This window comes from Amycolatopsis nalaikhensis (genome assembly GCF_030264295.1).
Lineage (GTDB): Bacteria > Actinomycetota > Actinomycetes > Mycobacteriales > Pseudonocardiaceae > Amycolatopsis > Amycolatopsis nalaikhensis.
Window position 1 is genome coordinate 3371736 of record NZ_CP127173.1, and the last position, 25391, is coordinate 3397126.

Sequence of the window (25391 nt, forward strand, 5' to 3'; positions counted from 1 at the left end):
CGGGCACCCGGGTAACCCGAGGCACCAGGCCGAGAGGGGCGGGCGACCGTCGCCGAGCGGGCCTGGTCTCGGCGGACTTAGTTCGCCCCGGCCACATCCCGTCAGGCGCCGAGAACGTCCTGCCCGCCGTGGCGGGCACCCGGGTAACCCGAGCCACCACGTCGAGACGGGCGGTGAAGTCATGACGACGGACTTCGTGGACCGGGTCCGCAACCGCCTGGCGGGCGACCGCCGCCAAGCCGACCCGGTCGCCGTGGCAACCGCGGTCCGCGCCGAAGCAGGCGGAGCCCTGGGCCACGACGCAGTCCTCGACGCGGCCCGGCAAGCCCGCGACGAGTTCGTCGGAGCAGGCCCGCTGGCCCCGCTGCTCGACGACCCGGCGACAACGGACGTCCTCGTCACCGGACCGAAGGAAGTCTGGACGGACGGCCCCGAAGGCCTCACCCGCACGGACGTCGAGTTCACCGACGAGGAAGCCGTCCGCCGCCTGGCGCAGCGGCTCGCCCTCGCGGCTGGCCGACGCCTCGACGACGCCCAGCCCTATGTGGACGGCTGGCTCCCCGGAGCCGGACCCGTCGGCCGGATCCGCTTCCACGCCGTCCTCCCGCCGATCGCGGCGAGCGGCACGTGCCTGTCCCTCCGCGTCCTCCGCCCGGCGACGCACGACCTCACGACGTTGCGCGAACTCGGCGCGTTCGACGCCACCGGCGCGAAGCTGCTGCAGTCGGTCGTCACGAAGCGCATGGCGTTCCTCGTCACCGGCGGCACGGGCGCGGGCAAGACGACGCTCCTGGCCGCACTGCTCGGCGCGGTCGACCCGGCGGAGCGGATCGTCTGCGTCGAGGACGCCGGCGAGCTGCGCCCGGAGCACCCGCAGTTCGTCAGCCTGGTGGCCCGTCCGCCCAATGTGGAGGGTGCGGGCGCGGTCGGCCTGCCGGAGCTGGTGCGCCAGGCGCTGCGCATGCGTCCCGACCGCCTGGTGGTCGGCGAGGTCCGCGGCGCCGAGGTGGGAGCGCTGCTCACGGCGTTGAACACGGGCCACGACGGCGGAGCGTGCACGGTCCACGCCAACTCCCCGGCCGAGGTGCCCGCCCGCATCGAAGCGTTGGCCGCACTCGGCGGCTTGACCCGCGAAGCCGTGCACAGCCAGCTCGTCGCCGCGATCCGCGTAGTCCTCCACATGCGGCGAGAACGCGACGGCCAGCGTCGTCTCGCCGAAGTCGGTGTCCTCCGCGCGGAACACGGCCGGGCCAGGGTAGTGCCGGTGTGGCGAGCGGGCCGCTGGACGGTCGACCGCCACCTGTTCGCCACGACGGGAGCGATCGCATGCTGACCCGGAGCCGAAGATGATCACGGCGTGGGTCCCGCTGTGCGTCGGCGCGGCCTTGGCGTGCTGGCCGGACGGGCCGGACCGCCTCCAGGCCGCGGTCGAGCCAGCCACGACGTTCCGGCTTCCCGACGTGTGGAGCAGGGTCCGCTGGCTGCTCCCCGCCGGACTGGCGGCCGTGCTCGCGGGGCCGGGCGGCGCGATCGCTGCCGGAGTCCTCACGCTGGCTTGGCACCAGGAGTGGCGAGCCCACCGCCGCGCCACCGGCGACCTCACCAAGACCACCCACACGGCGACGGCCCTCCGGACGATGGTGGCCGAGCTTCCGCTCGGGCGCCCACCCGGTGACGGCGGCGGAGGCGGCCGCGGCGGTGGTCCCGGCGATAGCCGACGACCTCCACGCGCTGGCGACGGCAGCCCGTCTAGACGGCGAGTTGCACGCCCCAGCCCTCCCAGAAGCTCGCGGAAGCCTGGACGTTGGCCAGGCGCTACGGCTTGCCGATGGCCGACGTCCTCGACGCGGCCCGCCGCGACGCCGAAGCAGGCCTGACGTTCGCCCGCCGGATGCGCGCGAAACTGGCCGGCCCCCGAGCCAGCGCGGCGGTGCTGACCGCATTACCGGTGCTCTGCGTGCTGATCGGCCAAGCGATGGGCGCGGACCCCCTTGCCGTACTGACAAAGAGCACGCCGGGCCAGTTGCTGCTGATCACGGGGAGCGCCCTGCTCTGGGCCGGAACGGCGTGGTGCCGAGGCCTGATGGGGAAGGTCCGGGTCCGATGACCGCGACAGCTCTCCTGCTCCTTGCGGCCGCTCTGGCGATTTGGCCCGGCGACGCGACGGCGGCACGGCGCTTCGCCTTCTTGGCGGACACGCCGAAGCCCACCCCGGCGCGTCGATGGTCCGGCGCGGTGCCCTACATCGCGGCGATCCTCGGCGGCGCCTCGACGGCCGTGCTGATCGGCGGCCTGGCCGGAGTGGCGTCGGGTGCGATCGTGACGGCGGCAGCGTGGTGGGCGATCCGCCGCAGCCGCCGCCCCCGCGTCCCGAAGGTGGCCATCGTGGCAAGGCTGCGGCTCGCGGGAACGCTCGACCTCCTCGCGGCCTGCCTCCGCGCAGGCCTCCCCGTCCCGACGGCGCTCGACGCGGTAGCCACGACGGCCCCGGCCGAAGCAGACGAGGCGTTGCGCTCGACGGCAGGCCTGCTCGCACTGGGCGCCCGCCCGGGAGAGGCCTGGGCACGGGTGGCGGCCGTCCCAGGCCTCGACGAGCTGGCCGCGACGGCGATCCGAACATCCCGGTCGGGAGCAGCCTTCGCCACGGCGGCGGGCGACCTGGCCGGACGGTTCCGCGACGAGCTGGCAGCCGAGACGGAGGAACGAGCCGAGCGGGCAGGCGTGTCCCTGGCGCTGCCGGTCGGGCTGTGTTTCCTGCCCGCGTTCTTCTCCTTGGGCGTGATGCCGGTCGTCCTCGGCCTGGCCGGACGCCTGGGCCCCCTGTTCTGACACCTATATCGAAGGAGATCCCATGCACACGTTCCCCGAGCGACCGACGTCCGACGACGAGGGCTCGACGACGGTCGAGTACGCGATCGTCACGGTCGCCGTCGCGGCATTCGCCGCGGTCCTCTACACGCTGCTGACGGGGGACTCGGTCGTCTCGTGGCTGACGAACCTGGTCATGAAGGCCTTGACGGTGCCGTCATGAGCCGAAGAGACGGGGGTTCGGTGACGGTCGAGGCAGCACTCGGCCTGGCCGGACTGACGTTGGTGACGGCCCTGCTCTTGGCGGGCCTCACGGTCCTGACGAGCCAGCTCCGCTGCACGGACGCAGCCCGCGAAGCGGCCCGCCTGTTGGCAAGAGGCCAGCCGAACGAGGCCGCAGCGGCGGTGCACGCGATAGCCCCGAAGGGCGCGAACCTGGAGGTCCAGCAGACGGGCGACGAGATAAGGGCGAGGGTGACGGCCACCCCGACTGGCTTTCTGCCGTCGATCCACCTGGACGCCACGGCCTACGCAGTAGCTGAGCCGGGATCGGAGGCGCGGGATGCGCCAGGTTGACCCGAGAGGGGACAGCGGAGCGGCGACGATCTGGACGGCAATGGCAACGGCGGCGTTGATGGGAGTAGCAGCCCTGGCGTGCTGGCTGGCAGCGACGGTGACAGCCCGCCACCGAGCAGAAGCGGCAGCGGACTTGAGCGCCCTGGCGGCGGCTTCCCACGCGGCGGAAGGCCCGGCGCAGGCGTGCGACCGGGCACGCTGGATAGCCGACGAGATGCGAGTGCGGCTCCTGACGTGCCGCTGGCAGCACCTCGACGCCTTGGTGGAGGTCCAGGCACCGGACGTGGGCTTCGCCAACATCCCAGGCCCGGCCGCCCGCGCCCGCGCGGGCCCAGCCACCCCAGAGGGGTAGCGAGACGCGACGGCCCACGGCGCCAGCGTGCCCACAACTTCGGTACGGAACCCGGTGGCGGCGGCTCACTGCAGGCCGCCCAGCGCCCCAGCGCTCCGGCGCCCCGGTGGCCGGGCGCTCCGGCGGGCTCGGCGCTCCGGCCGCCCGGCGCGTTGCCCAGCGCGCCAGCCCCGGCGCCCCGCCGCCTGGTGCCTCGGCGACCCGCCACCCCGGTCGCCGGTGCCCGCGAGGCCCGGCCCACTGGTCTCAACCACCGCCAACCAGCCGGACCCGCGTGACCCGCTCACCGGCGCCCGCCCAGCGGCCACGCGCCCGACGCCGACCGGTCGGTATGCCGCGATGACCGGCTGATCCGCCGGACCCGGCGACGAGCGGCCGATGACCACGGGCAGCGGTCGCTGATGCACGCCGAGCGGTCGAATCCCCTGCTCACCCGGGCCGAACGTCGTCTTCCGGCCCTCGGTGAACGCCGTCCGCGGCACCGGTGTCCTGGGATTTCGGCGCGACGAACGGTCCGTGTGCGGTCGCCGTTCGCCGTTGATCCGCGCCCGGGGGATCAGTCGGGCCGTACCTACTACCCGGCGTTCATCGCCCCGTAACCACCGGTTGTCGCGTGGGGGTTCCGGGCAATGTGCAACTTGCCGTTAAGTGAGATGTGCGACACCACGCAGGGTCCAGCGGGTCGCGGAGAACCGGAACCTCTAAGGCAGGAAAGACAATGTTGGACGCGAATTGGCCGGACAGCTGGCGCGGCGCCTTCCGCATCGAACTGCGGGCGGAGGCGATCGGACTCGCCTGGCGTGGCTGGCCGGTGCTCCCGGGCGTCAACCCCGCTCCGCTCACCGAGGGCGACGATCTCACCTGGCGCCGTCCGATCCCGGCCAGTGACCACTGGCGCGAGCAGATCGGCACCCACGCCCACGAGGTCGCCACCTGGTTCTCCGACCGCACCCACAGCCTGCTCGTCGCCACCGGCACCGTCCTCGACGCCATCGAGGTCGACGACCAGCTCGGCAAGCGCGCCTGCCGCCTGCTGCGCACCCTCGGCCACCCCGCCCCGATCATCGCGCTGCCGAACGGCCGCTGGCTCTTCCTCACCACCGTCGCCGAGCGCGTGCCCGCCGAGCTGGCCGGCCAGGCCTCCATCCAGTGGCACGGCAAGGACAGCTACATCCCGCTGCCGCCGTCGCCGTTCCAGCACGGTGTCGTCCACTGGCGCGTGAAGCCCGAGGTCTGCGGCTGGCAGCTGCCGGACGCCGCCGAGGTGCACGACGTCCTGGTCCGCGCGCTGGCCGGTGCCGAAGCCGCTCAGCTGGCCGAGGTCGCCTGATACCACCGCACCGGCCGGTCCCAGCCCGGCCGAGGCGGAGCACGACACAACTCCATCGACCACCACGTGGCCGTTCTAGCTCCCGTGTTGACGCAACGCCCCGAGCACGGTTTCCAGAACGGCCACCGCCCCCGCCTTGTCCAGCGGTTCGTTGCCGTTCCCGCACTTCGGCGACTGAACGCAGGACGGGCATCCCGTCGGGCACTCGCAGGAGACGATCGCCTCCCGCGTTGCGGCCAGCCACGGGACAATCGCGGCATAACCGCGTTCGGCGAATCCCGCACCCCCGGGATGGCCGTCATGCACGAACACCGTCGCCTCCCCGGTGTCTTCGTGCCACGCGGTACTCACCCCGCCGATGTCCCACCGGTCGCACGTAGCGAACAGCGGTAGCAGGCCGATCGCCGCGTGCTCGGCGGCATGCAGGGCACCGGGGACCCGTGCCGGAACCAATCCGGCACCCCCCGGTGTCCTGCCACCCTCGTGAGCGGGCCCCCGACCGCTCGCCAGGGTCTCCTCCCCGGTCCCCACCGGCCCCGCAGATTCGGTCCCCACCCGATGGCCCCCGGTCCCCGCCTCGCCATCGGACGGCGCACGCTCGAGCAGCTCGCCCGAGATCGTGTACCAGACCGCGCGCGTGCGCAGGCTCTGTTCCGGCAGGTCGAGTGGCGTGTGGTCGAGCACCTCACCCGACGGCCGTCGTCGCAGGTAGCCGACCACCTGCGACGTCACCGCCACCTCGCCGAGGCAGACGCTCACCCCGCCGCACTCCTGCTTCTCGTGGGTGCCCAGCACCGAGATGTCGACGATCTCGCGCGGCGTCGTCGTCCAGTCCGGGTTCTCCGCGTGCACCAGCGCCAGCCCGGTCTCCAAGTCCAGCTCGTCGACGACGTACGACGACCCCTGGTGCAGGTACACCGCCCCCGGGTGCACGGCGAAGCAGGCCGAGCCCGGATCGACCGTCCCGAGCATCCGACCGGAGTCCGACTCGACCACCGCGATCTGCTCGCCGCCGGTGCCGCGGATCCCGACCTCGGCGTGCGGCCGGTCCCGCGATATCCAGTACCAGCCGCTCGACCGGCGCCGCAGCAGCTTCTGCTCCGCCAGCTCGGTCAGCACCTCCTGGGCCGCCGCGCCGCCGAACACTTCCAGCTCCGGGAGGGTCAGCGGCAGCTCGGCGACGGCGCACGCGAGCTGCGGCGCCAGCACGTACGGGTTCGCCGGGTCGAGCACCGCCGTCTCGACCGGCCGGTCGAGCAACGCCGCCGGGTGGTGCACCAGGTACGTGTCGAGCGGGTCGTCCCGCGCGACGAACACCACCAGCGCCGAGTCACCCGAACGCCCCGCCCGCCCGGCCTGCTGCCAGAACGACGCGAGCGTGCCCGGGTACCCGGCCAGCACCACCGCGTCCAGGCCCGCGATGTCGACGCCCAGTTCCAAAGCGTTCGTCGTCGCGACACCCAGCAGGCGTCCCGACAACAACGCCGCCTCCAACGCGCGCCGCTCTTCCGGAAGATAACCAGACCTATACGCCGCAACGGTTTCCGTCAGCGCGGGGTCCACTTCGGACAAAATGCGACGCGCTCCCAGCGCGGCCAGCTCCGCACCCCGCCGCGACCGGATGAACGCCAGCGACCGCGCCCCTTCGACGACGAGGTCGGCGAGGATCCGCGACGTCTCCGCGCCGGCCGAACGCCGGACCGGCGCGCCGTTCTCCCCGGTGAGTTCGTCGAGCAGCGGCGGCTCCCACAGCACGACCGTCCGGGCGCCGCGCGGCGACGCGTCCTCGGTCACGGCGACGCATGGAACGCCGGTCAGCCGCGAAGCGAACGAAGCAGGCGAAGCCGTCGTCGCCGAGGCGAGCACGAAGACCGGCGAAGCGCCGTAATGCTCAGCCACGCGCCGAAGCCGCCGAAGCAGCAACGCGACGTGCGAACCGAAGACGCCCCGGTAGCTGTGGCATTCGTCGACGACCACGCAGCTGAGCCGCCGGAAGAACGCCGCCCACCGGCCGTGCTGCGAAAGGATCCCGCGGTGCAGCATGTCCGGGTTCGTGAACACCCAGTTGGCGTGCGCGCGGACCCAGTCGCGCTCCGCCATCGGCGTGTCCCCGTCGAACGACGCCGCCCGCACGCCCGGGACGTCCAAAGAGGACACCGACCGCAGCTGGTCCGCGCCGAGCGCCTTGGTCGGCGAGAGGTACAGCGCGTTCGCCTTCTCGCCCGCGGCCAGCCGCGACAGCACCGGCAGCTGGTAGGCGAGCGACTTGCCCGAGGCCGTTCCGGTCGAAATCACGACGTGACGACCCTCGTACGCGTGCGTGGCCGCCTCTGCTTGGTGCGCCCATGGCGCCGAGACGCCGCAGTCACGCAGCGCAGCGACAACCGCCGGATCCACCCACGGCGGCCACGGTGCGTGACGCGCGGCGCGGCCCGGCAGGTCCGCGACGTGCGTGACCGGGTTCTCGCGCGCCGGGATGCCGGCGGTCACCCGCCCCAGCAGCCGCCGCCCACGTGAGTCGTCCACCAGCCGAGCTTGGCACAGGGGTCCGACAGTTTCCGCATCCCCAACTGCGCCAACGGATCCCGGACAGAGTGATCGATCAAGTGAGGAGGCTCACAAGGTAACGGAATGTGCCGTGACCGGGACGGCGTGAAGACGCTGGTTGCGATACCAATACACTCCCGCAATCCACACCCTCTGTGGTGAGCGTCATGTGAGACGTGCATTGCTGCCCGGCTAGCGTGTCGCTCGGTACAGGGTCCATGCCAGCGTCGGCCGTGTCGAACCCTCGGCTTGCCGTCGACGCTGGCGCACGGCGACGTCTCATGGAGGACGAATGTCACGGCAGTTCCTCGCGGAGGGCGGCGGAAATATCGCGCTCTCCGGAGGTGGCTACACGATTGTCGGTGTAGTCGCCGTGGTCGCGCTTGCCGCACTCGTCATCGGCTACGTCCTGCTCAAGGAGGTGCTGGCCGCAGGCCAGGGCACCGCCAAGATGCAGGACATCGCCAAGGCGGTGCAGGAAGGCGCGGCCGCGTACCTCAAGCGGCAGCGGAACACCCTCGCCATCTTCGGCGTGATCGTGTTCCTCCTGCTCTTCATCCTTCCCGCCGACGACTGGAACGAGAAGATCGGCCGTTCGATCTTCTTCCTGGTCGGTGCGGGTTTCTCGTTCGCGATCGGCTACCTCGGCATGTGGCTGGCGACGCAGGCGAACCTGCGCGTCGCGGCGGCGTCGCGTGAGGAGGGCGGCCGCGAGAAGGCGATGCGCGTCGCGTTCCGCACCGGTGGCGTGGTCGGCATGATCACCGTCGGCCTCGGTCTCTTCGGTGCCGCGGTCGTCGTGCTCGTCTACACCGGCCAGGCGCCCAAGGTGCTGGAGGGTTTCGGCTTCGGCGCCGCCTTGATCGCCATGTTCATGCGTGTCGGCGGCGGTATCTTCACCAAGGCCGCCGACGTCGGCGCGGACCTGGTCGGCAAGGTCGAGCAGGGCATCCCGGAGGACGACCCGCGCAACGCCGCGACGATTGCGGACAACGTGGGCGACAACGTCGGTGACTGCGCGGGTATGGCCGCGGACCTCTTCGAGTCCTACGCCGTCATGCTGGTCGCCGCCCTGATCCTGGGCAGCACCGCCTTCGGCGTGCACGGCCTGATCTTCCCGCTGATCGTCCCGGCCATCGGTGTCATCACCGCCGTCATCGGTGTCTACATCACCAAGGCGCGCGCTGGTGAGGGCGGTCTGGTCACGATCAACCGCTCCTTCTACATCTCCGCGGTCATCTCCGCCGTCCTGTCGGCGATCGCGGCGTTCGTCTACCTGCCGAGCAGCTTCTCCGACTTCGGCGCGGGCTTCGAGGGTTCGGGCAACCCGGCGGTCATCGCGACCGTCGCGGTGATCATCGGCATCGTGCTCGCGGCGATCATCCTGAAGCTGACCGGCTACTACACCGGCACCGAGTACAAGCCGGTCAAGGACGTCGGCCGCACCTCGGAAACCGGTCCGGCGACGGTCATCCTGTCCGGCATCTCGGTCGGTTTCGAGTCCGCTGTGTACACCGCGCTCGTCATCGGCGCGGCCGTGTTCGGCGCCTACCTGCTGGGCGGCGGCGTCGCGCTGTTCGCCGTGGCGCTGGCAGGCACCGGCCTGCTGACCACCGTCGGCGTCATCGTCGCGATGGACACCTTCGGCCCGGTTTCGGACAACGCGCAGGGCATCGCCGAGATGTCCGGTGACGTCGACGAGAAGGCCGCGCAGATCCTCACCGAGCTCGACGCGGTCGGCAACACCACCAAGGCGATCACCAAGGGCATCGCGATCGCGACGGCGGTCCTCGCGGCCACGGCGCTGTTCGGGTCCTACTCGGACGCGATCCAGAAGACGCTGGCCGGCATGGGCAACGGCATCGCGACCGGTGCGGGCGCCGCGAAGTCGTTCATCAACGCGGTCGTCAGCCCGAACACGCTGGTCGGCGTGATCGTCGGCGCGGCCGTGGTGTTCCTCTTCTCCGGTCTCGCCGTGAACGCGGTTTCGCGGGCCGCCGGCGCGGTCGTCTTCGAGGTGCGCCGCCAGTTCCGCGACATCCCGGGGATCATGGAGGGCACCACCCGCCCCGAGTACGGCAAGGTCGTCGACATCGTCACGCGCGACTCGCTGCGTGAGCTGACGACGCCGGGTCTGCTGGCGGTCTTCGCCCCGATCGCGGTCGGCTTCGGCCTCGGCACCGGCGCGCTCGCCGGCTACCTGGCCGGCGCGATCGCCTGCGGCACCCTGATGGCGATCTTCCTCGCCAACTCCGGTGGCGCGTGGGACAACGCGAAGAAGCTGGTCGAGGACGGCAACCACGGCGGCAAGGGCTCGCCCGCGCACGAGGCCACCGTCATCGGTGACACCGTCGGTGACCCGTTCAAGGACACCGCCGGCCCGGCGATCAACCCGCTGATCAAGGTGATGAACCTGGTTTCCGTGCTGATCGCGCCCGCCGTCGTGCAGTTCTCGATCGGTCCCGACGAGAACCCCGCGGTCCGCATCATCATCTCGCTGGTCGCGGTCGCGGTGATCGTGGCGGCGATCGTGGTGTCCAAGCGGCGGGGGACGGTCATCTCCGACACCCCGGCCGAAGTCAAGGCCTGACACCGGCAGCACTCGTTTCCGGGCCCGGCACGCAGCGTCGCGTGCCGGGCCCGGGGCGTGTCGGGTCATCTCATACAGGCACGGCGACTTGCGAAGCTTCACCGAGTCGGTACCGTCGGGGCCTTCCGGGACGTCGTCGAGCAGGAGGTGTTCAGGTGCGGCCGCGGTCAACCGTCTTCGCCGCCCTAACCACGACGATCACGATCGGCCTCGCCGGCTGCGGGCAGCAAGCCGCCTCGCAGGCGCCGGCAGGGGACCAGGGTCTGTCGGTGACGACCGTGGTGCCGCAGGCCGATCCCGCGGCGAGATGGGCGGACGGCTACTGCGGCGCGGTGACGCACCTGGTCCGCGCGCTGGCGGCGTTGCCCGTCGTCGATCCGAGCACGCCGCAGAAGGCGTCCCGGACGTCCAGTGACCTGCTTTCGTCGGTGGTCGGCGGGCTCGACCAGAGCCTCGCCGGGCTGGAGGCGCTCGGCGCCCCGCCGGTGCCGTCCGCGGACGGCGGCCGCAAGGACGTCATCGGGCAGTTCTCCGAGATCCGCAGCCAGGCGGAGAACGCGCGCCAGCGGATCGACGCCGCCCGCGGCGACGCGGCGGCGACCAAGGAGGCCCTCGGCGAGGCCAGGGCCACGCTGGACCGCATCGACGCGCTCGACTACCTCAAGGGCGTCAAGGACATCCCGGCCCTGGCGGCGGCGGAGCAGCGAGCTCCGGCCTGCCGCCAGCTGGATCAACCACCCGGCTGATCGATCGTCTCGAGGCCTGCCGCGAATCGAACTTGTGTTCTACCATGGCGCGGTGGATCGGACGATCTCGCTCTTCTCCGCCGAGGCCAGCGGCCCCGGCCTGGGCGACCTGGCCGGGCTCCTGTGCTGCCACGGCCAGATCACCGGGTTCGGGCGCACCGCCGCCCGGCTGTCGGTGGTCGTCGACGAGCCGTGGCGGGCGCACGTCCTGGCGCGCGAGTTCCGCTGCCGGGGCGCGGACGCCCAGGTCGCGAAGGCCGAGTGCGGCCACCCGCAGGTGCGGACGTCGTTCCGGGTCGACCTGCTCCCGCTGGCGCTGCGGTGGCTGCGTACGGGCTGTGCGGGCCCGGCCGAGGACGACTCGGGCAAGGAGGTGCCGGACGGGTTCCGGCTGAGCGGCGCGATGCTGCGGATGTGGGCGCTCGCGGGCGGGCGTCCCGGCACGCAGGGCTACCTGCTGGGGGTCGACCCGCTGGCGCCGAACATGCACGAGCGGCTGGTCGAGGCGCTGACGCCGTTGGGCGTCACGGCGAAGCTGACCGGCCCGAAGGCCGAGGTCCCGGCCGTCAAGGTCACCGGGAAACGCCGGTTGGAGGCGCTGCTGGAGCTGATCGGAGAGCCGCCGCCGGGCGCCGAGGCGGCGTGGCCGGGTGCGGAGCCGCGGCCGGTCTCGCACCCGGAGGCCGCGCCGAGCACGGCCTGACCGGGTGCGAGTGCCGCGTCAGGGCCGGGGCAGCGTGCAGCCGGCCTGAGTGAGCGCGATTTCGTTGGCCGCGGTGAGGCAGGCCGGGATGCCGTAGGTCTCCTGGCCGTAGTTGATGCCCTCGCGCACGGTGACGTTGCCGGCCTGGTCGACCTCGCACGGGTTGTTGTCCGTGCAGCGCCCGCCGTCCTCGTTGCCGGTGTTGTTGACGCCGACGACCTTGCCGCCGGAGACGATCGGCGAACCGGACGTGCCGCCGATGGTCTGGCAGGCGGAGGTGTAGCGGATCGAGTCCTTCCAGGTCCAGCTGCCCTCCTTCAGCCGGTACACGAAGCCGTCGATGCTGCAGGAGTAGATGCGCTTCCAGTACCCGGAGACGACGTCGATCGCCGCACCCGCCGTCGGGTGGGCGTTCGACAGCTCGAGCGGCGAGATCCCGTAGGTCGACTTGATCTGCGCGTAGGTGGTGGTGAGCTGGTAGAGCGACACGTCGGTGTCGGTCATCGTCCCGTAGACGATCTTCTTCGCACGCAGCGTGCCCGCGTTCCCGCCACTCGCGTTGAGCAGCGTGAAGGTGCGGCTGGAGCTTCCGGTTGGTGATGACCTGACCCGGCGCCGGGAACCCGGTCTCCAGGCAGTGGCCGTTGGACATGACGAGCGCGGGTGCGGTGTCCGGCGTCGCGGCCGGCTTGACCACCGAACCCGAGCAGTTGGAGAGGGCCACCGTGCCGGCGAAGTTCGCCGCGGCCGCGCTCGCCGGGGTGGTCCCCAGTAATACTGTGGCGGTCGCGGCGGTGAGCAGGGCGCCGAGGAGGCGTCGGGTCATGGCGGATCCTTTCGGCTGGACGGGGAAACCAGTGAAGCGGTCACATCCCCGCGGCCACCACCGTCGAACGGAGGGTATCCGGACGGTCACGCGCTAGGCTGCGCGGGACGTGGCCGAAATCACGTGGCGGGTACCTTGGGGAAACATCGTCGAGGTCAGCGGCGATGCGCTGGACACGGGACCGGCGGCGTGTTGGGACACCTCCGCGCCGTCCGGCCCGGGAGAGCGTGCACACTGGCAGGTCGAGAACGCGGGCCCTGGGTGGGGACGTGGTGCAGTCCCGCGGCGGCGGGACGAGATGAGCGGAGAGCAGGACAGCGTGGCAGGAGCACGGACCAAGAAGAACGGCGCTTCGGCGGACAACGGCGCCGGGCACCGGCGGCTCGTCATCGTCGAGTCGCCGACGAAGGCCCGCAAGATCGCCCCCTACCTGGGCGGCGGCTACGTCGTCGAGTCCTCCGTCGGGCACATCCGCGACCTGCCGCGTGGCGCCGCCGACGTGCCCGCCCAGTACAAGGGCGAGGCGTGGGCCCGGCTCGGCGTCGACGTCGACAACGGCTTCAAGGCCCTCTACGTGGTCACCCCGGACAAGAAGTCCAAGGTCACCGAGCTCAAGGGCCTGCTGAAGGACGTCGACGAGCTCTACCTCGCCACGGACCCCGACCGCGAGGGCGAGGCCATCGCGTGGCACCTGCTCGAGACGCTGAAGCCGAAGGTCCCGGTCCGCCGGATGGTCTTCCACGAGGTCACCGAGCAGGCCATCCGCGCGGCCGCCGACTCGACCCGTGAGCTGGACGCCGACCTCGTCGACGCGCAGGAGACCCGCCGCATCCTCGACCGCCTCTACGGCTACGAGGTCTCGCCGGTGCTGTGGAAGAAGGTCATGCCGAAGCTCTCGGCGGGCCGCGTGCAGTCGGTGGCGACCCGGATCGTCGTCGAGCGGGAGCGCGAGCGGATGCGCTTCACGTCGGCGTCGTACTGGGACATCTCGGCGACCATGGACGCCGGTGAAGAGGCGTCGCCGCGGAACTTCCCGGCGCGCCTGGTCGCCGTCGACGGCGCGCGCCTGGCCACCGGCCGCGACTTCGGTTCGGACGGGCAGCTCAAGGCGTCCAACAACGAGGTCCGGGTGCTCGCCGAGGCCGACGCGCGACGCCTGGCCGAGGCGCTGAAGCAGCGTGACTTCAAGGTCGCGAGCGTCGAAGAGAAGCCGTACACGCGCAAGCCGTACGCGCCCTTCATGACGTCGACGCTGCAGCAGGAGGCCGGCCGCAAGATGCGGTTCACCTCCGAGCGGACGATGCGGATCGCGCAGAAGCTGTACGAGAACGGCTACATCACTTATATGCGTACCGACTCCACGACGCTGTCGGAGTCGGCGATCTCGGCCGCGCGCAGCCAGGCCACGCAGCTGTACGGCAAGGAGTACGTCTCGCCGTCGCCGCGCCAGTACACGCGCAAGGTCAAGAACGCGCAGGAGGCCCACGAGGCGATCCGGCCCTCGGGCGAGGTCTTCCGCACGCCGGGGCAGGTCGCGGGTGAGCTGGACACCGACGAGTTCCGGCTCTACGAGATGATCTGGCAGCGTACGATCGCGTCGCAGATGGCGGACGCCAAGGGCACCACGATGTCCGTGCGCATCGTCGGCAACGCGACTTCGGGCGAGGAGTGCACCTTCGCCGCTTCGGGCCGCACGATCACCTTCGCGGGCTTCCTCAAGGCGTACGTCGAGGCGGTCGACACCGAGACCGGTGGCGAAGCCGACGACAAGCAGAGCCGCCTGCCGGTGCTCGAGAAGGACCAGGCGCTCACCGCGTCCGAGCTGAACCCGGACGGCCACACCACCTCGCCGCCGGCGCGTTACTCGGAGCCGAGCCTGGTCAGCAAGCTGGAAGAGCTGGGCATCGGCCGCCCGTCGACGTACGCGTCGATCATCAAGACCATCCAGGATCGCGGCTACGTCTGGAAGAAGGGCTCCGCGCTCGTCCCGTCGTGGGTCGCGTTCGCCGTGATCGGCCTGATGGAACGGCACTTCGAGCGGCTCGTCGACTACGACTTCACCGCCGGCATGGAGGACGAGCTCGACCGCATCGCGGCGGGTGACGAGCAGCGCGCGCAGTGGCTGTCGAAGTTCTACTTCGGCGGCGACATGGGCGTCGACGGCTCGATCGGCCGGCTGGGTGGGCTGAAGAAGCTGGTCGAGGGCAGCGTCGAGGACATCGACGCGCGCGAGATCAACTCGATCCCGCTGTTCAGCGACGCCGATGGGCACACGGTCGTGGTTCGCGTCGGCCGTTACGGGCCGTACCTCGAGCGGGAGGTCGACGGGAACTCGCAGCGCGCGAACCTGCCCGAGGACCTGCCGCCGGACGAGCTCACGCAGGAGATCGCGGAGAAGCTGTTCGCGACCCCGCAGGAGGGCCGCACGCTGGGCACCGACCCGGTGAGCGGGCACGAGATCGTCGCGAAGGAAGGCCGCTTCGGGCCGTATGTGACCGAGGTGCTGCCGGAGATCGAGATCCCCGAGGACGCCACGGCCGCGCAGAAGAAGGCAGCCAAGGCGAAGGCGCCGAAGCCGCGCACGGGCTCGCTGTTCAAGTCGATGGACATCGAGACCATCACGCTGGACGACGCGCTGAAGCTGCTCTCGCTGCCGCGCGTGGTCGGCAAGGACCCGGAGTCCGGCGACGAGATCACCGCGCAGAACGGGCGCTACGGGCCGTACCTGAAGAAGGGCACGGACTCGCGGTCGCTCACGACCGAGGACCAGCTGTTCTCGATCACGCTCGAGGAAGCGCTGAAGATCTACTCGGAGCCGAAGCAGCGCGGCCGCTCGGCGACGGCTCGCCCGCCGCTCAAGGAGCTGGGCGACGACCCGGTGTCGGGCAAGCCGATGGTGGTCAAGGACGGCCGGTTCGGCCCGTACGTGACCGACGGCGAGTACAACGCGACGCTGCGGAAGAGCGACGACATCGAGACGCTGACCGCCGAGCGCGCGGCCGAGCTGCTGGCCGAGAAGCGCGCGAAGGGTCCGGCGCCGAAGCGGAAGGCCCCGGCGCGCAAGCCCACGTCGACCACGGCGAAGACGGTCAAGGCGGGCACGAGCAAGAAGGCGACGGCGGCGAAGTCCACCGCGACGAAGCGCTCCACCGCGACGAAGACGAAGTAAGCCCCTCGCGAAGGCCCCCGGTGCGCCCGGGGCCTTCGCGCTGCCCGGTCACACTTTCGGGTGACACCTCGAACGGATGTTCGGGAAATTGTCGGTGGTCCCGGGTTCCATGGACGCGTGACCACGACACCACGCACCGTGCACACGGTGACCAGGAAGATCCTCGGCCCGCTCCGCAAGGCGGCCGCGGGCAGCCCGAACGCGCTCGACCTCGCCGACACGCTGGATCGCGGCGCGGACGTCGTCTGCGGCGTGGCTTTCGCGCTGTTCGAGTCGCCGTGGACGTCGGCGTTCTTCGACGACGGGGAGAAGTTCGGCGTCGCCGGGGAGGGGCTGCGCCTGTCCGGGCCGTCGTCCGGCTCGACGGCGGAGCTGCTGGCCCTGGCGTTCACGCGGCTGCCTCCCCGGCCGCCGGCGCCGGGTGGGCTGTACCTCGACGCCGACGAGCGCGGCGTGCTCGAGCCGGACCAGGAGTGCCTCGTGCTCGACCTGCTCGAGGTGCTGCGAAGACCCCGCGTCGGCACGACGCAGGTCGACCTGGCCCGCGGCGGGCGGCGGCCGTGGGAGCTGGCGGCGTTCGTCGACGACGACCGCGGGCGTCACCTTGCGGTGCTGAGACGCGAGGGCGGCCACCGCCGGTTGTGGTGGCTGCCCGGCACCGTGGAGCGGCTCGCGGACTTCGCCGAGGGGCGGGTGCCGGAGCATGCCTGAGCCACTCGCCGACCGTTCACCGAACAACCTCACCCACTCGAACACATGTGCGAGAAATTGTCGGTGCCAGGGTGTTCAATCTAAGGGTGAGCAACTCAGTCGCCGTCTTCGACGTTATCGACGAGGTCATCGCCCCGCTCTCGGCCGAGGTGCCGGAGCGGCCCTCGGTGATGGAGTTCTACGACCCCGAGTTCGAGATTCCCCCGGTGCTGGCGGACACCGAACCCCGGTTCACGCGGCCGGACGAGCCACCGCGCAGCCTCGCCGACGAGGTGGAGCAGTACACCCGGTTCGTCGCCGGGATGGCCGCGATCGGCCTCGCGCCCGGCGGCGAGGTCACGGCCGAGGCCGTCGGGCTGTACCGGGCCTTGCGCGGCGGCTTCATCCGCGGCGTGGTCACCGGCGTCTTCCCCGCGCGCCGGGAGCCGTGGGAGGTGCGGTTCTTCGGTGACGAGGACTACACCACGGTGCTGCACAAGCTCGGCAACCGCGCGCGGCTGCGGTCGGGCTTCCTCAGCGAGCTGCCGGGCTGGGTGTTCGACGGCTTGCCGGACCGGCCGCCGGGCCCGGGCCGGCAGTTGCGCATCGAGACCGACGAGGGTGGCCTGATCCCGCGCCGGTGCGAGGAGGCGGTCGAGCAGATCCGGGAGTGCGCGGCGCGGCCCCGGCTGGGCACGGTGCTGGTCGACCTCGCGGTGCGCGACGCGATTTTGGCCGAGTACCCGCACGGCGCGTTCGGGCTGGTGGACAACGACCTGGGCCGCTACCAGTTCAGCGCGGCGGTCGGCCGGACCGGGCGCTGGACGGTCACGTGGGGTCCGGCGTCACGGAGCACGGCCGAGCAGTGGATCGTCGAGGCGGTGCAGAGCCATGCCTGAGCACGCGCCGGTGCGGACGACGGAGGGGGAGGGGGTGGACCGGGTGGTGGCGGCCGCGCCGAGAGACCTGACGGTGCGCGACGCGATCCTCGAAGCCGCCGAGCTGACCAACGGCGTCCCGGAGCCGCGGCAGGCGGCCGGCCCGGGTGCTGAGGAGGAGGCGTCGAGCGAGAGGGGGCGCGATGCCTGAGCGCACGGCGGCCCGGGAGCTGCTGGAGCTGGCGGCCCGGCCGGTGCTCGCGGCGATGCCGGACCGCGAGCCGGTCGACCGGCTGTACAACCCGGACGTCAGCGACCACGACATCCTGGTCCACGGCCCGGTCTCCGACGACCCGGCGGACCTGGTCGCCGAGGTCGAGCGGCACACGGCGTGGGCGGCCTGGATCGAGGGCACGCCGTTCGGCGAAGACGGCGAGCTGAACGAGATCGGCTTCGAGGTGGTCTCGCTGATGCTGCGCGGCTCGGTGCGGGCGGCACTGTGCGGCGTGTTCGACGAAGGCCCGGAGACGGCGGACATCCGCTGCTACGCCGACGGCGAGCGCGCGTTCATGATGGGCTCCCTGCCGGGCCGCACGGCGATCCACCTGGCCGACTTCGAGGAGCTGCCGGAGATGCTGGTGGCGGAGCTGCCGGAGGCCCCGTTCGGAGCGTCACCCCGGGCGATCTGGCTGACGGTGGACGAGGACGGCCTGGTCCACGACGGCCAGGACGACGACGTGGGAGCGATGAGGGAACTGCTGGCCCGGCCGAGGTCGGGAACGGCGGTGCTGGACATGCTGGCGTTCGGAGGCTTGTGCGCGGAGTTCCCGGACCACGGCTTCGTCTTGGTGGACACGGACCTGGGCCGGTTCGCACTGGCGGCCCTGGACCGCGGCGACGGGCGGCGCCAGCTGGTGATGAGCCCCTTCAGCCGCGGAATGCTCCGCGACTGGTGCCGGAAGATGATCGACCTCGGACAGGAGGAGATGCCCTGAGCAGACGCACGAGGGAATCCGCTGGCGAGGCTCGGCGCGGGCGGCCGTGTGGTCGGCGCGCGATCCGCCGCGCCCTCGGCCAGGCACGCTGCCCGCGAGCATCGCGGTCCAGCACCGCCCGTAGCCGCGGCCGCCGACGCCAGCCCGCCGAGAGCCTCCAGTCATCCGCGAAGCCACCCCGAGCGGCCCCCGCCACACTGGCCACTTGGCCGCGGACTGGCCACGCCCGCTCGGCGGCCCTGTGACTGGACTCACTACGATCCGTCACCAACGGCGGTCGACCGGGCCACCGGCGGGCTGGACACTGCAGGGGGTTCGGGTACGGGCTCGCGCTGCGTGACCGACCCTCCACTGCAGACAGAGCCATTGGGCGGATGCGTTATCCGCCATCGTCGCTACCCTGGAAAGGCGAGGACATTCAGTAGTGAGGTGGTCACCATGAGCGCGAACGGTGAGGCTCCCTTCTTCAATGCCCCCGAGCTCACTCAGCGCGACGGCACTCTGTCCGAAGCACCTGGCGAGACGTTCGCGGACCCGGTCTCGGGGCTGGTCACCGCGAACCCCGAGCCACGCACCGCGGCCCCGAACGGCCACGAGCCCGACGCCATCCCCGTCGCCGGGCCGGTGCAGCCCGATGAAGAGGTCGTGCGGCGGATGGTCGAGGAAACCCTCCGGGAGGAGGAGGCCAAGACCCCCGCGGCCATCCCGCCGGCCGGTACGACCAGCACCGTCGGCGAAGAAGTCGCTCCGCCGCTCGGGGTGCTCCCGCGGCAGCGGAGCCGGCAGCGCACCTGGCCGAGCCGGCCGCCGCTCCTGCAGCGGGCCGCGCGGCCGGACCCGGCCGCCGAAGACGACTTCGACGACGACCTCGAAGTCGTTCCCGTCAAGCGGCGGCGGCTGCCGAAGATGCCGTCGATGTCCATGCCGGCGTTCAACCGGCCGTCGTCGAGCATGGCGGGTGTCCTGCTCGCCGTGGCTTTGCTGATCGTGTTCGGGTTCGTCGCCATCGAGATGGTGTCGAGCCTGGTCAGCAGCGTGACCGGGCTGTTCGACTAGCGTCCCCGCGCTGCTCACCACCCCACCGGGACGCCGGGGCAAGGGCCGATCGGGCTACCCTGGCGTCACGGTCGGGCGACCTCACGAGGGCGTCCGGCATCGCCGTGACTAGTGGGGTGGGCGTATCAGCGAGGCCGTGCGATCGGTACCCGGGGCCGGCCCGGGTGCGTCGTCGGGCGCCGAGGCGTCCACGATCAACCGGGTCCGGCGGGTGCTGGCGATCAAACCCTTCCGGCGGCTCTGGGGCGTCACGTACCTGTGCAGCGTGGCCGACTGGCTGAACATCCTCGCCCTCACCGGCCTGGCCACGAAGCTGACCGACAACTACTTCGCGCAGAACTTCGCGTTCGTCGGCGTCGTCTTGACCGGGCTCGCGCCGGGGCTGTTGTTCGCCCCGATCGGCGGGCTGCTCGCGGACCGGTTCGACCGCCGCAAGGTCATGGTGATCGCCGACCTGCTGCGGTGCGGCTTCCTGCTGTCCATCGCGATCGTCAGCGCGCCCTGGTGGCTGCTCGCCGGGAACTTCCTCGTCGGCTGCGCGTCGAGCATGTGGATCCCCTCGAAAGAGGCGGCGGTCCCCAACCTGCTCCGCCGTCCCGACCAGGTCGAGACGGCCAACCAGCTCGGCATGGTGATGACCTACGGCCTCGCCGTCATCACCGCGGCCGGCGCGAACGCGATCATCACCGGCGTCAACACCACGTTCCACTTCTTCCCCAACGACGACGCGAGCCTCAGCATCGCGAAGCTCGTCGTCATGATCACCGGCCTGCTCTACCTGGCCAGCGCGATCCTCATCGCCACCCGGATCCCGGAACTCTCCCTGCGCAACGTCCACGCGCTGCCGGAGCAGAAGGTCAAGGCGGCCGACGAAGAGAAGTTCGGCGTCGGCCAGATGATCGCCGACGGCTTCCGCTTCATCCGCAGCACGCCGCTCGTGCGCGGCCTGCTGGTGGGCGCGTTCGGCGCGTTCGCCGCCGGTGGTGCCGTGATCGGCTCGGCCAAGCCGTACTCCTCGAGCCTGCTGGCCGGTGACTCGGCGTTCAACCTGCTGGTCCTCGCCGTGTTCCTCGGGCTCGCGACCGGCATGGCCACCGCGCCGAAGCTCGCCAGGCGGCTCGCGCACGACCGGCTGTTCGGCATCTCGATCATCGCTGCCGCGCTCTCGCTGCTGGTGGTGGCCTTGTCGCCGCACCTGACGATCGCGCTGGTCGGCGTGTTCTTCGTCGGTATCTGGGCCGGGACGGCGTTCCTCACCGGCGTCACGATCATCGGCTCCCGCGTCGAAGACGCCATCCGCGGCCGGATCAACGCGATCTACCAGCTGATGATGAAGCTCGTGCTGTTCGGCACCACGGTCACCGTGCCGCTGCTGGTCGGGCTGGTGCACCAGCGCAACGTCACGGTGTGGGGCAACGAACTCCGCATCGACGGCACGCGCCCGGTGATGCTCGGCGGCGCCGCGATCGCGCTGGTCGCCGGGCTCTTCGCGTACCGGCAGATGGACGACAAGCGCACCGAGCCGATCCTGTCCGACCTGCGCAACGCGCTGCGCCGCACGCCGCGGCGCGTCAACGGCTACCTCATCGCCGTCGAGGGCACCACCGCGATCAACACCGCGATCCAGGCCGTCAACCTCGCCGACTGGATGCGCGGCGGCACCCGGCCGGTCGTCCTCGCCGCGGATCCGGCGCTCGACGACCAGCGGCTCACCGCCCTGGTCTCCGGCGCCTCGCTCACCGGGGCGCGGGCCCAGGCGCTGGCCGCCGCCGCGGTGCGGGCCGACATCGTCGAGCGGCACGTCCAGCCGGCGCTCGACGCCGGTTCGGTCGTGGTGATGGAGCGCTTCGTCGACTCGCCGCTGGCGCACCTGTCGGCCGTCGCCGGGCTCGACAGCGACGAGCTCGAAGGCCTCGCCGACTGGGCGACCGGACGGCTGCGCCCGGACCTGACCGTCCTGCTGGACTCCGCCCCGAACGGCGCCCCGCGCGACAAGTCGGCCGCGCTGAACGACCAGTGGCGCGTCCAGCACCTGCTCACCGAGATGGCCGAGGCCGACCCGGAGCGCTACGTCGTGATCGACGCCGACGGCACCGACGCCGAGGTCGCCGAGCGCATCCGCACCGCGCTGCGCGCCGTCTTCGTCGGGCGGCTGGCCGCGCTGGCGCCGACGACCGAGAAGCCGGTCACCCTGCCGCTGGACACCCTGCCCGTCGAAACCCCGGAAGAGCCTCGCGTGGAGGCGAAGTGACGACGACCGAACGCATCGGGGTCTGGAACCAGCTGGTCGGCCAGGAGCCCGCGGTCGAAACGCTGAGCGCGGCCGCTTCGGCCGCCGCGAAGATCATCGCCGGCGAGCCCGCCCCGCCGGGCGCGATGACGCACGCCTGGTTGCTGACCGGCCCGCCCGGCTCCGGCCGTTCGGTGGCCGCGCGGACGTTCGCCGCGGCCCTGCAGTGCAGCACCGGCACGGGCTGCGACGCCTGTCCCGGCTGCCACACGACGATGGCGGGCACGCACGCCGACGTCCGGCTCGTGGTGCCGGAAGGCCTGTCGATCTCGGTCGCCGAGATGCGCGCGCTGGTCCAGGCGGCCGCGCGCCGCCCGACGACCGGCAACTGGCAGGTCGTGATCATCGAAGACGCGGACCGGCTCACCGAAGGCGCGTCGAACGCGCTGCTGAAGGCCGTCGAGGAACCGCCGGACCGCACGGTGTTCCTGCTCTGCGCGCCGTCGGACCACCCCGAAGACGTCTCGGTGACGATCCGCTCGCGCTGCCGCCTGGTGACGCTGCGGACGCCGCCGCCGGAGGCGATCGCGGACGTGCTGGTGCGCCGGGACCACGTCGACCCGGAGCGCGCGCAGTGGGCCGCTTCGGTGTGCGGCGGCCACGTCGGCCGCGCGCGCCGCCTCGCCACCGACGAGGCCGCGCGGCAGCGACGCGCGACCGTGCTGCGGATCCCGCTCGGCCTCCGCCGGATGAGCGACGTCTTCACCTGCGCCGACCAGCTGATCAGCGCGGCCGAGGCGGACGCGGGCGAGGCGAGCAAGGCCCGCGACGAAGACGAGCGCAACGAGCTGCGCACGGCGATGGGCGGCGACGGCGTCGGCAAGGGCGTCGCGGGCGCCAAGCGGGCCGCCGAAGCCGCGGTCAAGCAGCTGGAGAAGAAGCAGAAGTCCCGCGCGACGCGCACCCAGCGCGACACGCTCGACCTCGCGCTGGTCGACCTCGCGGGCTTCTACCGCGACGTCCTGGTGACGACGACCCGCTCCGGCGCGACGCTCAACCACCCCGACCACGCCGACCAGATCCGCGAAGCGGCGTCGTCGTGGACGCCGGAGTCGACGCTGCGCCGTCTCGAAGCCGTCCTCGAATGCCGCGAGGCGATCGACCTGAACGTGAAGCCGCGCATCGCCGTCGAAGCGATGGTCACGACGCTTCGCCAGGGCTGAACACGAAAGGGCCCGCCAGGCGCACCTGGCGGGCCCCTTCACACCCCTCGGGTCAGTCGCGCGGACGCGGCGAGGGCTTGAACGGCTTCTCCTCGACGGCCACGGCCAGCGGACGCCGTCGCGTGCCCGGCATCGCGGCGACCATCACGACGCCCAGCAGCAGCATCGCGGTGCCCGTCCAGAACAGCGGCACGGTGTCGTACGCACCGCCGGTGTAGGCGAGGTTCTTCGTCGGGCCCTTGGGCGCCTGGCCACCCGCGGGCGGCGTCGACGCGGTCCCGCAGACCACGCCGCCGGTCGGCGCGTAAGCCCGCGCGACCTGCTCGCCGAGCGACAGCTGGGCCAGCGACGACGGCAGGTTCTTCGCTTGGTCGTCCGGCAGCAGGCTCTTGAGCTTGGTCGTCGGCAGCAGCTGCAGGTCGAACATCCGCGCCGACGCGCCCAGCTGGAAGCCCTTGAACGGCGTGGTCATGTTCGCCGACTTCTGGTCCAGCCCGGCGATGCTCAACCGCAGCACGCCGAGGTCGAGCACGGTGCCGGTGGTGTTGCCGACCTGCTGGACGCCCTTGGTGAGCGTCGAAACCAGCCCGCCGACCACCGGGATGTCGTCGACCTGCCCGAACTGGTCGCTCAGCCCGGCCAGCGGCAGCCCGATCGGGATGTCCTTCGTCGGGTGCGCGGCATCCAGCGTGTACAGCGTCTTCCCGGCCGCCTGGATGCTCAGCACCGGCGCCGTGTAGTCCACTTTGGACGTCTTCGCGTCACCGGTGGAGGTCACCTTCAGCGTCGGCTGGCTGACCACCTTGACGCTGAGCGCCAGAGGCGTGCCCTTGAGGATCTCGATGTCCGCGGCCTGCAGGGTCGACGTCGACTGCACGGCCTTGTTCTTCGAGCCCGGGATGTCGACGAGCTTCACCTGCGAGCGCGACGACAGCGTGTTCGGCAGGCTCAGCAGCGAGCCCGTGCCGTTCGCCGCGGTCTGGCCGCCGCCCTGCAGCAGGCCGCCGAGGCTCTGCAGGCCCTTCGTCAGGTCGAAGCCCTTCGCGAGCGAGCCGGGGTCGAGCTTCGGCTTGAGCGCGTCCAGCCCGAGGTTCGGCATCGACGGGATGACGTTCAGCAGCGACAGGCTCGCCACCGACGTGCTGGCGTCGGCGATGGTGTCGACGCACGGGCCGAGCGTCTCGCTCCACCGCGCGTGCGCGCTCCCGTTGAGCAGGCCCACGTTGAGCAGCGGGTTCGACGGCGCGTTGAGGCCACCGCTGATCGGCTGCGGGTTGTCCGGCAACGCGGTCTGCACGACGCTGCCGGGCGTCTGCGGCGCGTTCCCGCCGACGGACAGCCCGAACGGCGACGCCTGCGCGATCGCCTTCTCGTAGCTCAGGTAGGCGTCGGAGTTCGCCGACGCGCTCGACAAGCCCATCCCGGCCTCGAGCGCCGACTGCTTCGGCAGCGTCTGCCCGAACCCGGGGAGGATGGTGCTCGTCGGCACGGCGTTGGGCAGCAGCCGGATGATGCCGAGCGCGGTCCCCGCGTCCCCGACGGCCTGCCCCAGCGGCTGCGGCCCGGTCGGCGCGGAGATCGGCGCCTGCCCCGGATGCGCCGGCTGCGGGATCGGCGTCGTCGGATAGGTGGGGTCGGCGTTCGCGGGCGTCGCGCTGAACAGCAACAACGCCGCGGCCGCCGGCAGGGCCACCGAACGGGGCAGTCTTCGCCGCATGTGCCAGAGCCTCCAGACAGGTCGACCGGGGAGTGAGACCGACGTCATAGGGCCCTAACGACGGTCCCCCCGGAAAGTGACGCGCACAGCCTCCGCTACACTTGCTATCGTCGCCAGCGCGAGCCGGAGACATGCCGCCTTAGCTCAGTCGGCCAGAGCGATTCACTCGTAATGAATAGGTCAGGGGTTCGATTCCCCTAGGCGGCTCCGCAGGTCAGGCCCCATCCGAAGCACATCGGATGGGGCCTGACTCGTCTGGTGGGTGACTAAGTGGGTGACTAAGACGCCTGGTTGGTGGGCGAAGAAAGTTCCGCAGGTTCACCCGTCGCGGGGAAAGCCGGTCCAGCGCGACCCGACTGGGCACACCCGAGCGCTGGGACTACTCGTCTGAGCTGAAGATGACGTCGTGGACGGCTGCTGTTGGCCTCATACGCTTCCCGTCGACCGTGGTGTAGGTGTAATAGCTCGGCGGGATGTTGTCGGGGACTGGCCCGTAGCGCACTTCCAGAAGTTTGCCGTCGAACCGGTTGCCCGTGCCGGTCTTGGGTTGCCAGGTGGTCGTCTGGTACTCGGTGGGCGGAAGCGCGTCCGGCTGGCCATGCCAGGTGTCCTCCCCGATGATCTGGACAGCGAAGATCGTGCTGGGTGGTCGACGGTTGACCCCGTGCCGGCCGGTGGCCATCTGGCTGATCCGCTTGTTGCTGACGCCCAGCAGGTCGGCGACCTCAGCGAGCGGCTTAGTCTCTCGGAGCTTCGCGACGGCTGCGTCGGTAATGCGTCGAACCTGCATGGTTGCCCCTTTCATCGTTTCCTGGAGTTGGTGGCCGCGTAGGGCCTGCTCCTGGGGGTCGTCGATCGCCTCCAGGGCGGCGATAGCTTGGAGGAGCTGCTCGGCAGGCGTTCGCGTCATGACTAGATTCTAGCAGTGCTGGAATCTGGATTCCAGCACTGCTAG

General features: G+C 71.4%; 21 protein-coding genes, 1 tRNA gene and 1 pseudogene. 19 read left to right on the top strand and 4 right to left on the bottom strand.

Features of this window, described 5'->3' with window-relative positions:
- Positions 1–181 precede the first annotated feature (181 nt).
- The 7 genes from QP939_RS16755 to QP939_RS16785 all read left to right on the top strand — a co-directional run bounded on the left by QP939_RS16755 (position 182) and on the right by QP939_RS16785 (position 5066).
- On the top strand, positions 182–1333 hold the full coding sequence (locus QP939_RS16755) for a TadA family conjugal transfer-associated ATPase (protein ID WP_285457702.1): 1152 nt from the start codon (positions 182–184) through the stop codon (positions 1331–1333).
- A 495-nt stretch (positions 1334–1828) separates the two neighbouring features.
- Positions 1829–2107 carry a type II secretion system F family protein gene (locus QP939_RS16760; RefSeq protein ID WP_285457703.1) on the top strand — a complete coding sequence of 93 codons (279 nt, stop codon included), beginning with the start codon at positions 1829–1831 and terminating at the stop codon, positions 2105–2107.
- The gene (locus QP939_RS16765; RefSeq protein ID WP_285457704.1) at positions 2104–2829 is read left to right on the top strand and encodes a type II secretion system F family protein; all 726 of its coding nucleotides are present in this window, start codon (positions 2104–2106) and stop codon (positions 2827–2829) included. Before QP939_RS16760 ends, QP939_RS16765 begins: the two co-directional genes overlap by 4 nt.
- Positions 2830–2851: 22 nt before the next feature.
- Positions 2852–3031 carry a DUF4244 domain-containing protein gene (locus QP939_RS16770; RefSeq protein WP_285457705.1) on the top strand — a complete coding sequence of 60 codons (180 nt, stop codon included), beginning with the start codon at positions 2852–2854 and terminating at the stop codon, positions 3029–3031.
- 20 nt (positions 3032–3051) lie between these two features.
- Positions 3052–3384, top strand: a complete 333-nt coding sequence (locus tag QP939_RS16775; RefSeq protein ID WP_285457706.1) for a TadE family type IV pilus minor pilin — start codon at positions 3052–3054, stop codon at positions 3382–3384.
- Positions 3371–3736 carry an Rv3654c family TadE-like protein gene (locus QP939_RS16780; RefSeq protein WP_285457707.1) on the top strand — a complete coding sequence of 122 codons (366 nt, stop codon included), beginning with the start codon at positions 3371–3373 and terminating at the stop codon, positions 3734–3736. The genes QP939_RS16775 and QP939_RS16780 overlap by 14 nt, the downstream gene beginning before the upstream one ends.
- A gap of 718 nt (positions 3737–4454) precedes the next feature.
- Positions 4455–5066: a bifunctional DNA primase/polymerase gene (locus QP939_RS16785; protein WP_285457708.1), complete on the top strand. Its 612-nt coding sequence runs from the start codon at positions 4455–4457 to the stop codon at positions 5064–5066.
- 75 nt (positions 5067–5141) lie between these two features.
- On the opposite strand, the gene QP939_RS16790 is transcribed toward QP939_RS16785, so the two are convergent.
- A complete protein-coding gene (locus tag QP939_RS16790; protein WP_285459767.1) occupies positions 5142–7556 on the bottom strand; it encodes a DEAD/DEAH box helicase in 2415 nt (804 codons plus the stop codon).
- Positions 7557–7905: 349 nt separating this feature from the next.
- On the opposite strand from QP939_RS16790, the gene QP939_RS16795 reads away from it, so the two are divergent.
- The 3 genes from QP939_RS16795 to QP939_RS16805 all read left to right on the top strand — a co-directional run bounded on the left by QP939_RS16795 (position 7906) and on the right by QP939_RS16805 (position 11652).
- Positions 7906–10203: a sodium-translocating pyrophosphatase gene (locus QP939_RS16795; protein ID WP_285457709.1), complete on the top strand. Its 2298-nt coding sequence runs from the start codon at positions 7906–7908 to the stop codon at positions 10201–10203.
- A gap of 155 nt (positions 10204–10358) precedes the next feature.
- Positions 10359–10949, top strand: coding sequence for a hypothetical protein (locus QP939_RS16800; protein WP_285457710.1), 591 nt, complete (start codon positions 10359–10361; stop codon positions 10947–10949).
- Positions 10950–11001: 52 nt separating this feature from the next.
- A complete protein-coding gene (locus tag QP939_RS16805) occupies positions 11002–11652 on the top strand; it encodes a hypothetical protein (protein ID WP_285457711.1) in 651 nt (216 codons plus the stop codon).
- Between the two features lie 18 nt (positions 11653–11670).
- On the opposite strand, the pseudogene QP939_RS16810 reads toward QP939_RS16805, so the two are convergent.
- Positions 11671–12478 (bottom strand): annotated as a pseudogene (locus tag QP939_RS16810) (S1 family peptidase).
- A gap of 298 nt (positions 12479–12776) precedes the next feature.
- On the opposite strand from QP939_RS16810, the gene topA reads away from it, so the two are divergent.
- The 8 genes from topA (at position 12777) to QP939_RS16850 (ending at position 22719) form a co-directional block, all read left to right on the top strand.
- A complete protein-coding gene (gene topA, locus QP939_RS16815) occupies positions 12777–15647 on the top strand; it encodes a type I DNA topoisomerase (protein WP_285457712.1) in 2871 nt (956 codons plus the stop codon).
- 117 nt (positions 15648–15764) lie between these two features.
- Positions 15765–16358 (top strand): hypothetical protein, encoded by a 594-nt coding sequence (locus tag QP939_RS16820; protein ID WP_285457713.1) that lies wholly within the window; start codon positions 15765–15767, stop codon positions 16356–16358.
- An 86-nt stretch (positions 16359–16444) separates the two neighbouring features.
- The gene (locus QP939_RS16825) at positions 16445–17236 is read left to right on the top strand and encodes an ESX secretion-associated protein EspG (RefSeq protein WP_285457715.1); all 792 of its coding nucleotides are present in this window, start codon (positions 16445–16447) and stop codon (positions 17234–17236) included.
- On the top strand, positions 17229–17426 hold the full coding sequence (locus QP939_RS16830; RefSeq protein ID WP_285457716.1) for a hypothetical protein: 198 nt from the start codon (positions 17229–17231) through the stop codon (positions 17424–17426). The genes QP939_RS16825 and QP939_RS16830 overlap by 8 nt, the downstream gene beginning before the upstream one ends.
- Entirely contained in the window at positions 17419–18210 is a 792-nt protein-coding gene (locus QP939_RS16835) for a hypothetical protein (protein ID WP_285457717.1), read from the top strand. The genes QP939_RS16830 and QP939_RS16835 overlap by 8 nt, the downstream gene beginning before the upstream one ends.
- 438 nt (positions 18211–18648) lie before the next feature.
- The gene (locus tag QP939_RS16840) at positions 18649–19266 is read left to right on the top strand and encodes a hypothetical protein (RefSeq protein ID WP_285457718.1); all 618 of its coding nucleotides are present in this window, start codon (positions 18649–18651) and stop codon (positions 19264–19266) included.
- A 136-nt stretch (positions 19267–19402) separates the two neighbouring features.
- Positions 19403–21517, top strand: coding sequence for a bifunctional MFS transporter/dTMP kinase (locus tag QP939_RS16845; protein ID WP_285457719.1), 2115 nt, complete (start codon positions 19403–19405; stop codon positions 21515–21517).
- Positions 21514–22719: a DNA polymerase III subunit delta' gene (locus tag QP939_RS16850; protein ID WP_285457720.1), complete on the top strand. Its 1206-nt coding sequence runs from the start codon at positions 21514–21516 to the stop codon at positions 22717–22719. Before QP939_RS16845 ends, QP939_RS16850 begins: the two co-directional genes overlap by 4 nt.
- 52 nt (positions 22720–22771) lie before the next feature.
- Here QP939_RS16850 and QP939_RS16855 read toward each other — a convergent pair whose 3' ends face one another.
- A complete protein-coding gene (locus QP939_RS16855) occupies positions 22772–24436 on the bottom strand; it encodes a hypothetical protein (protein WP_285457722.1) in 1665 nt (554 codons plus the stop codon).
- 133 nt (positions 24437–24569) lie between these two features.
- Between QP939_RS16855 and QP939_RS16860 the strand changes: the two genes are divergently transcribed.
- A tRNA-Thr gene (locus QP939_RS16860) sits at positions 24570–24643 on the top strand.
- A 172-nt stretch (positions 24644–24815) separates the two neighbouring features.
- On the opposite strand, the gene QP939_RS16865 is transcribed toward QP939_RS16860, so the two are convergent.
- A complete protein-coding gene (locus QP939_RS16865; RefSeq protein WP_285457724.1) occupies positions 24816–25346 on the bottom strand; it encodes a hypothetical protein in 531 nt (176 codons plus the stop codon).
- Positions 25347–25391 lie beyond the last annotated feature (45 nt).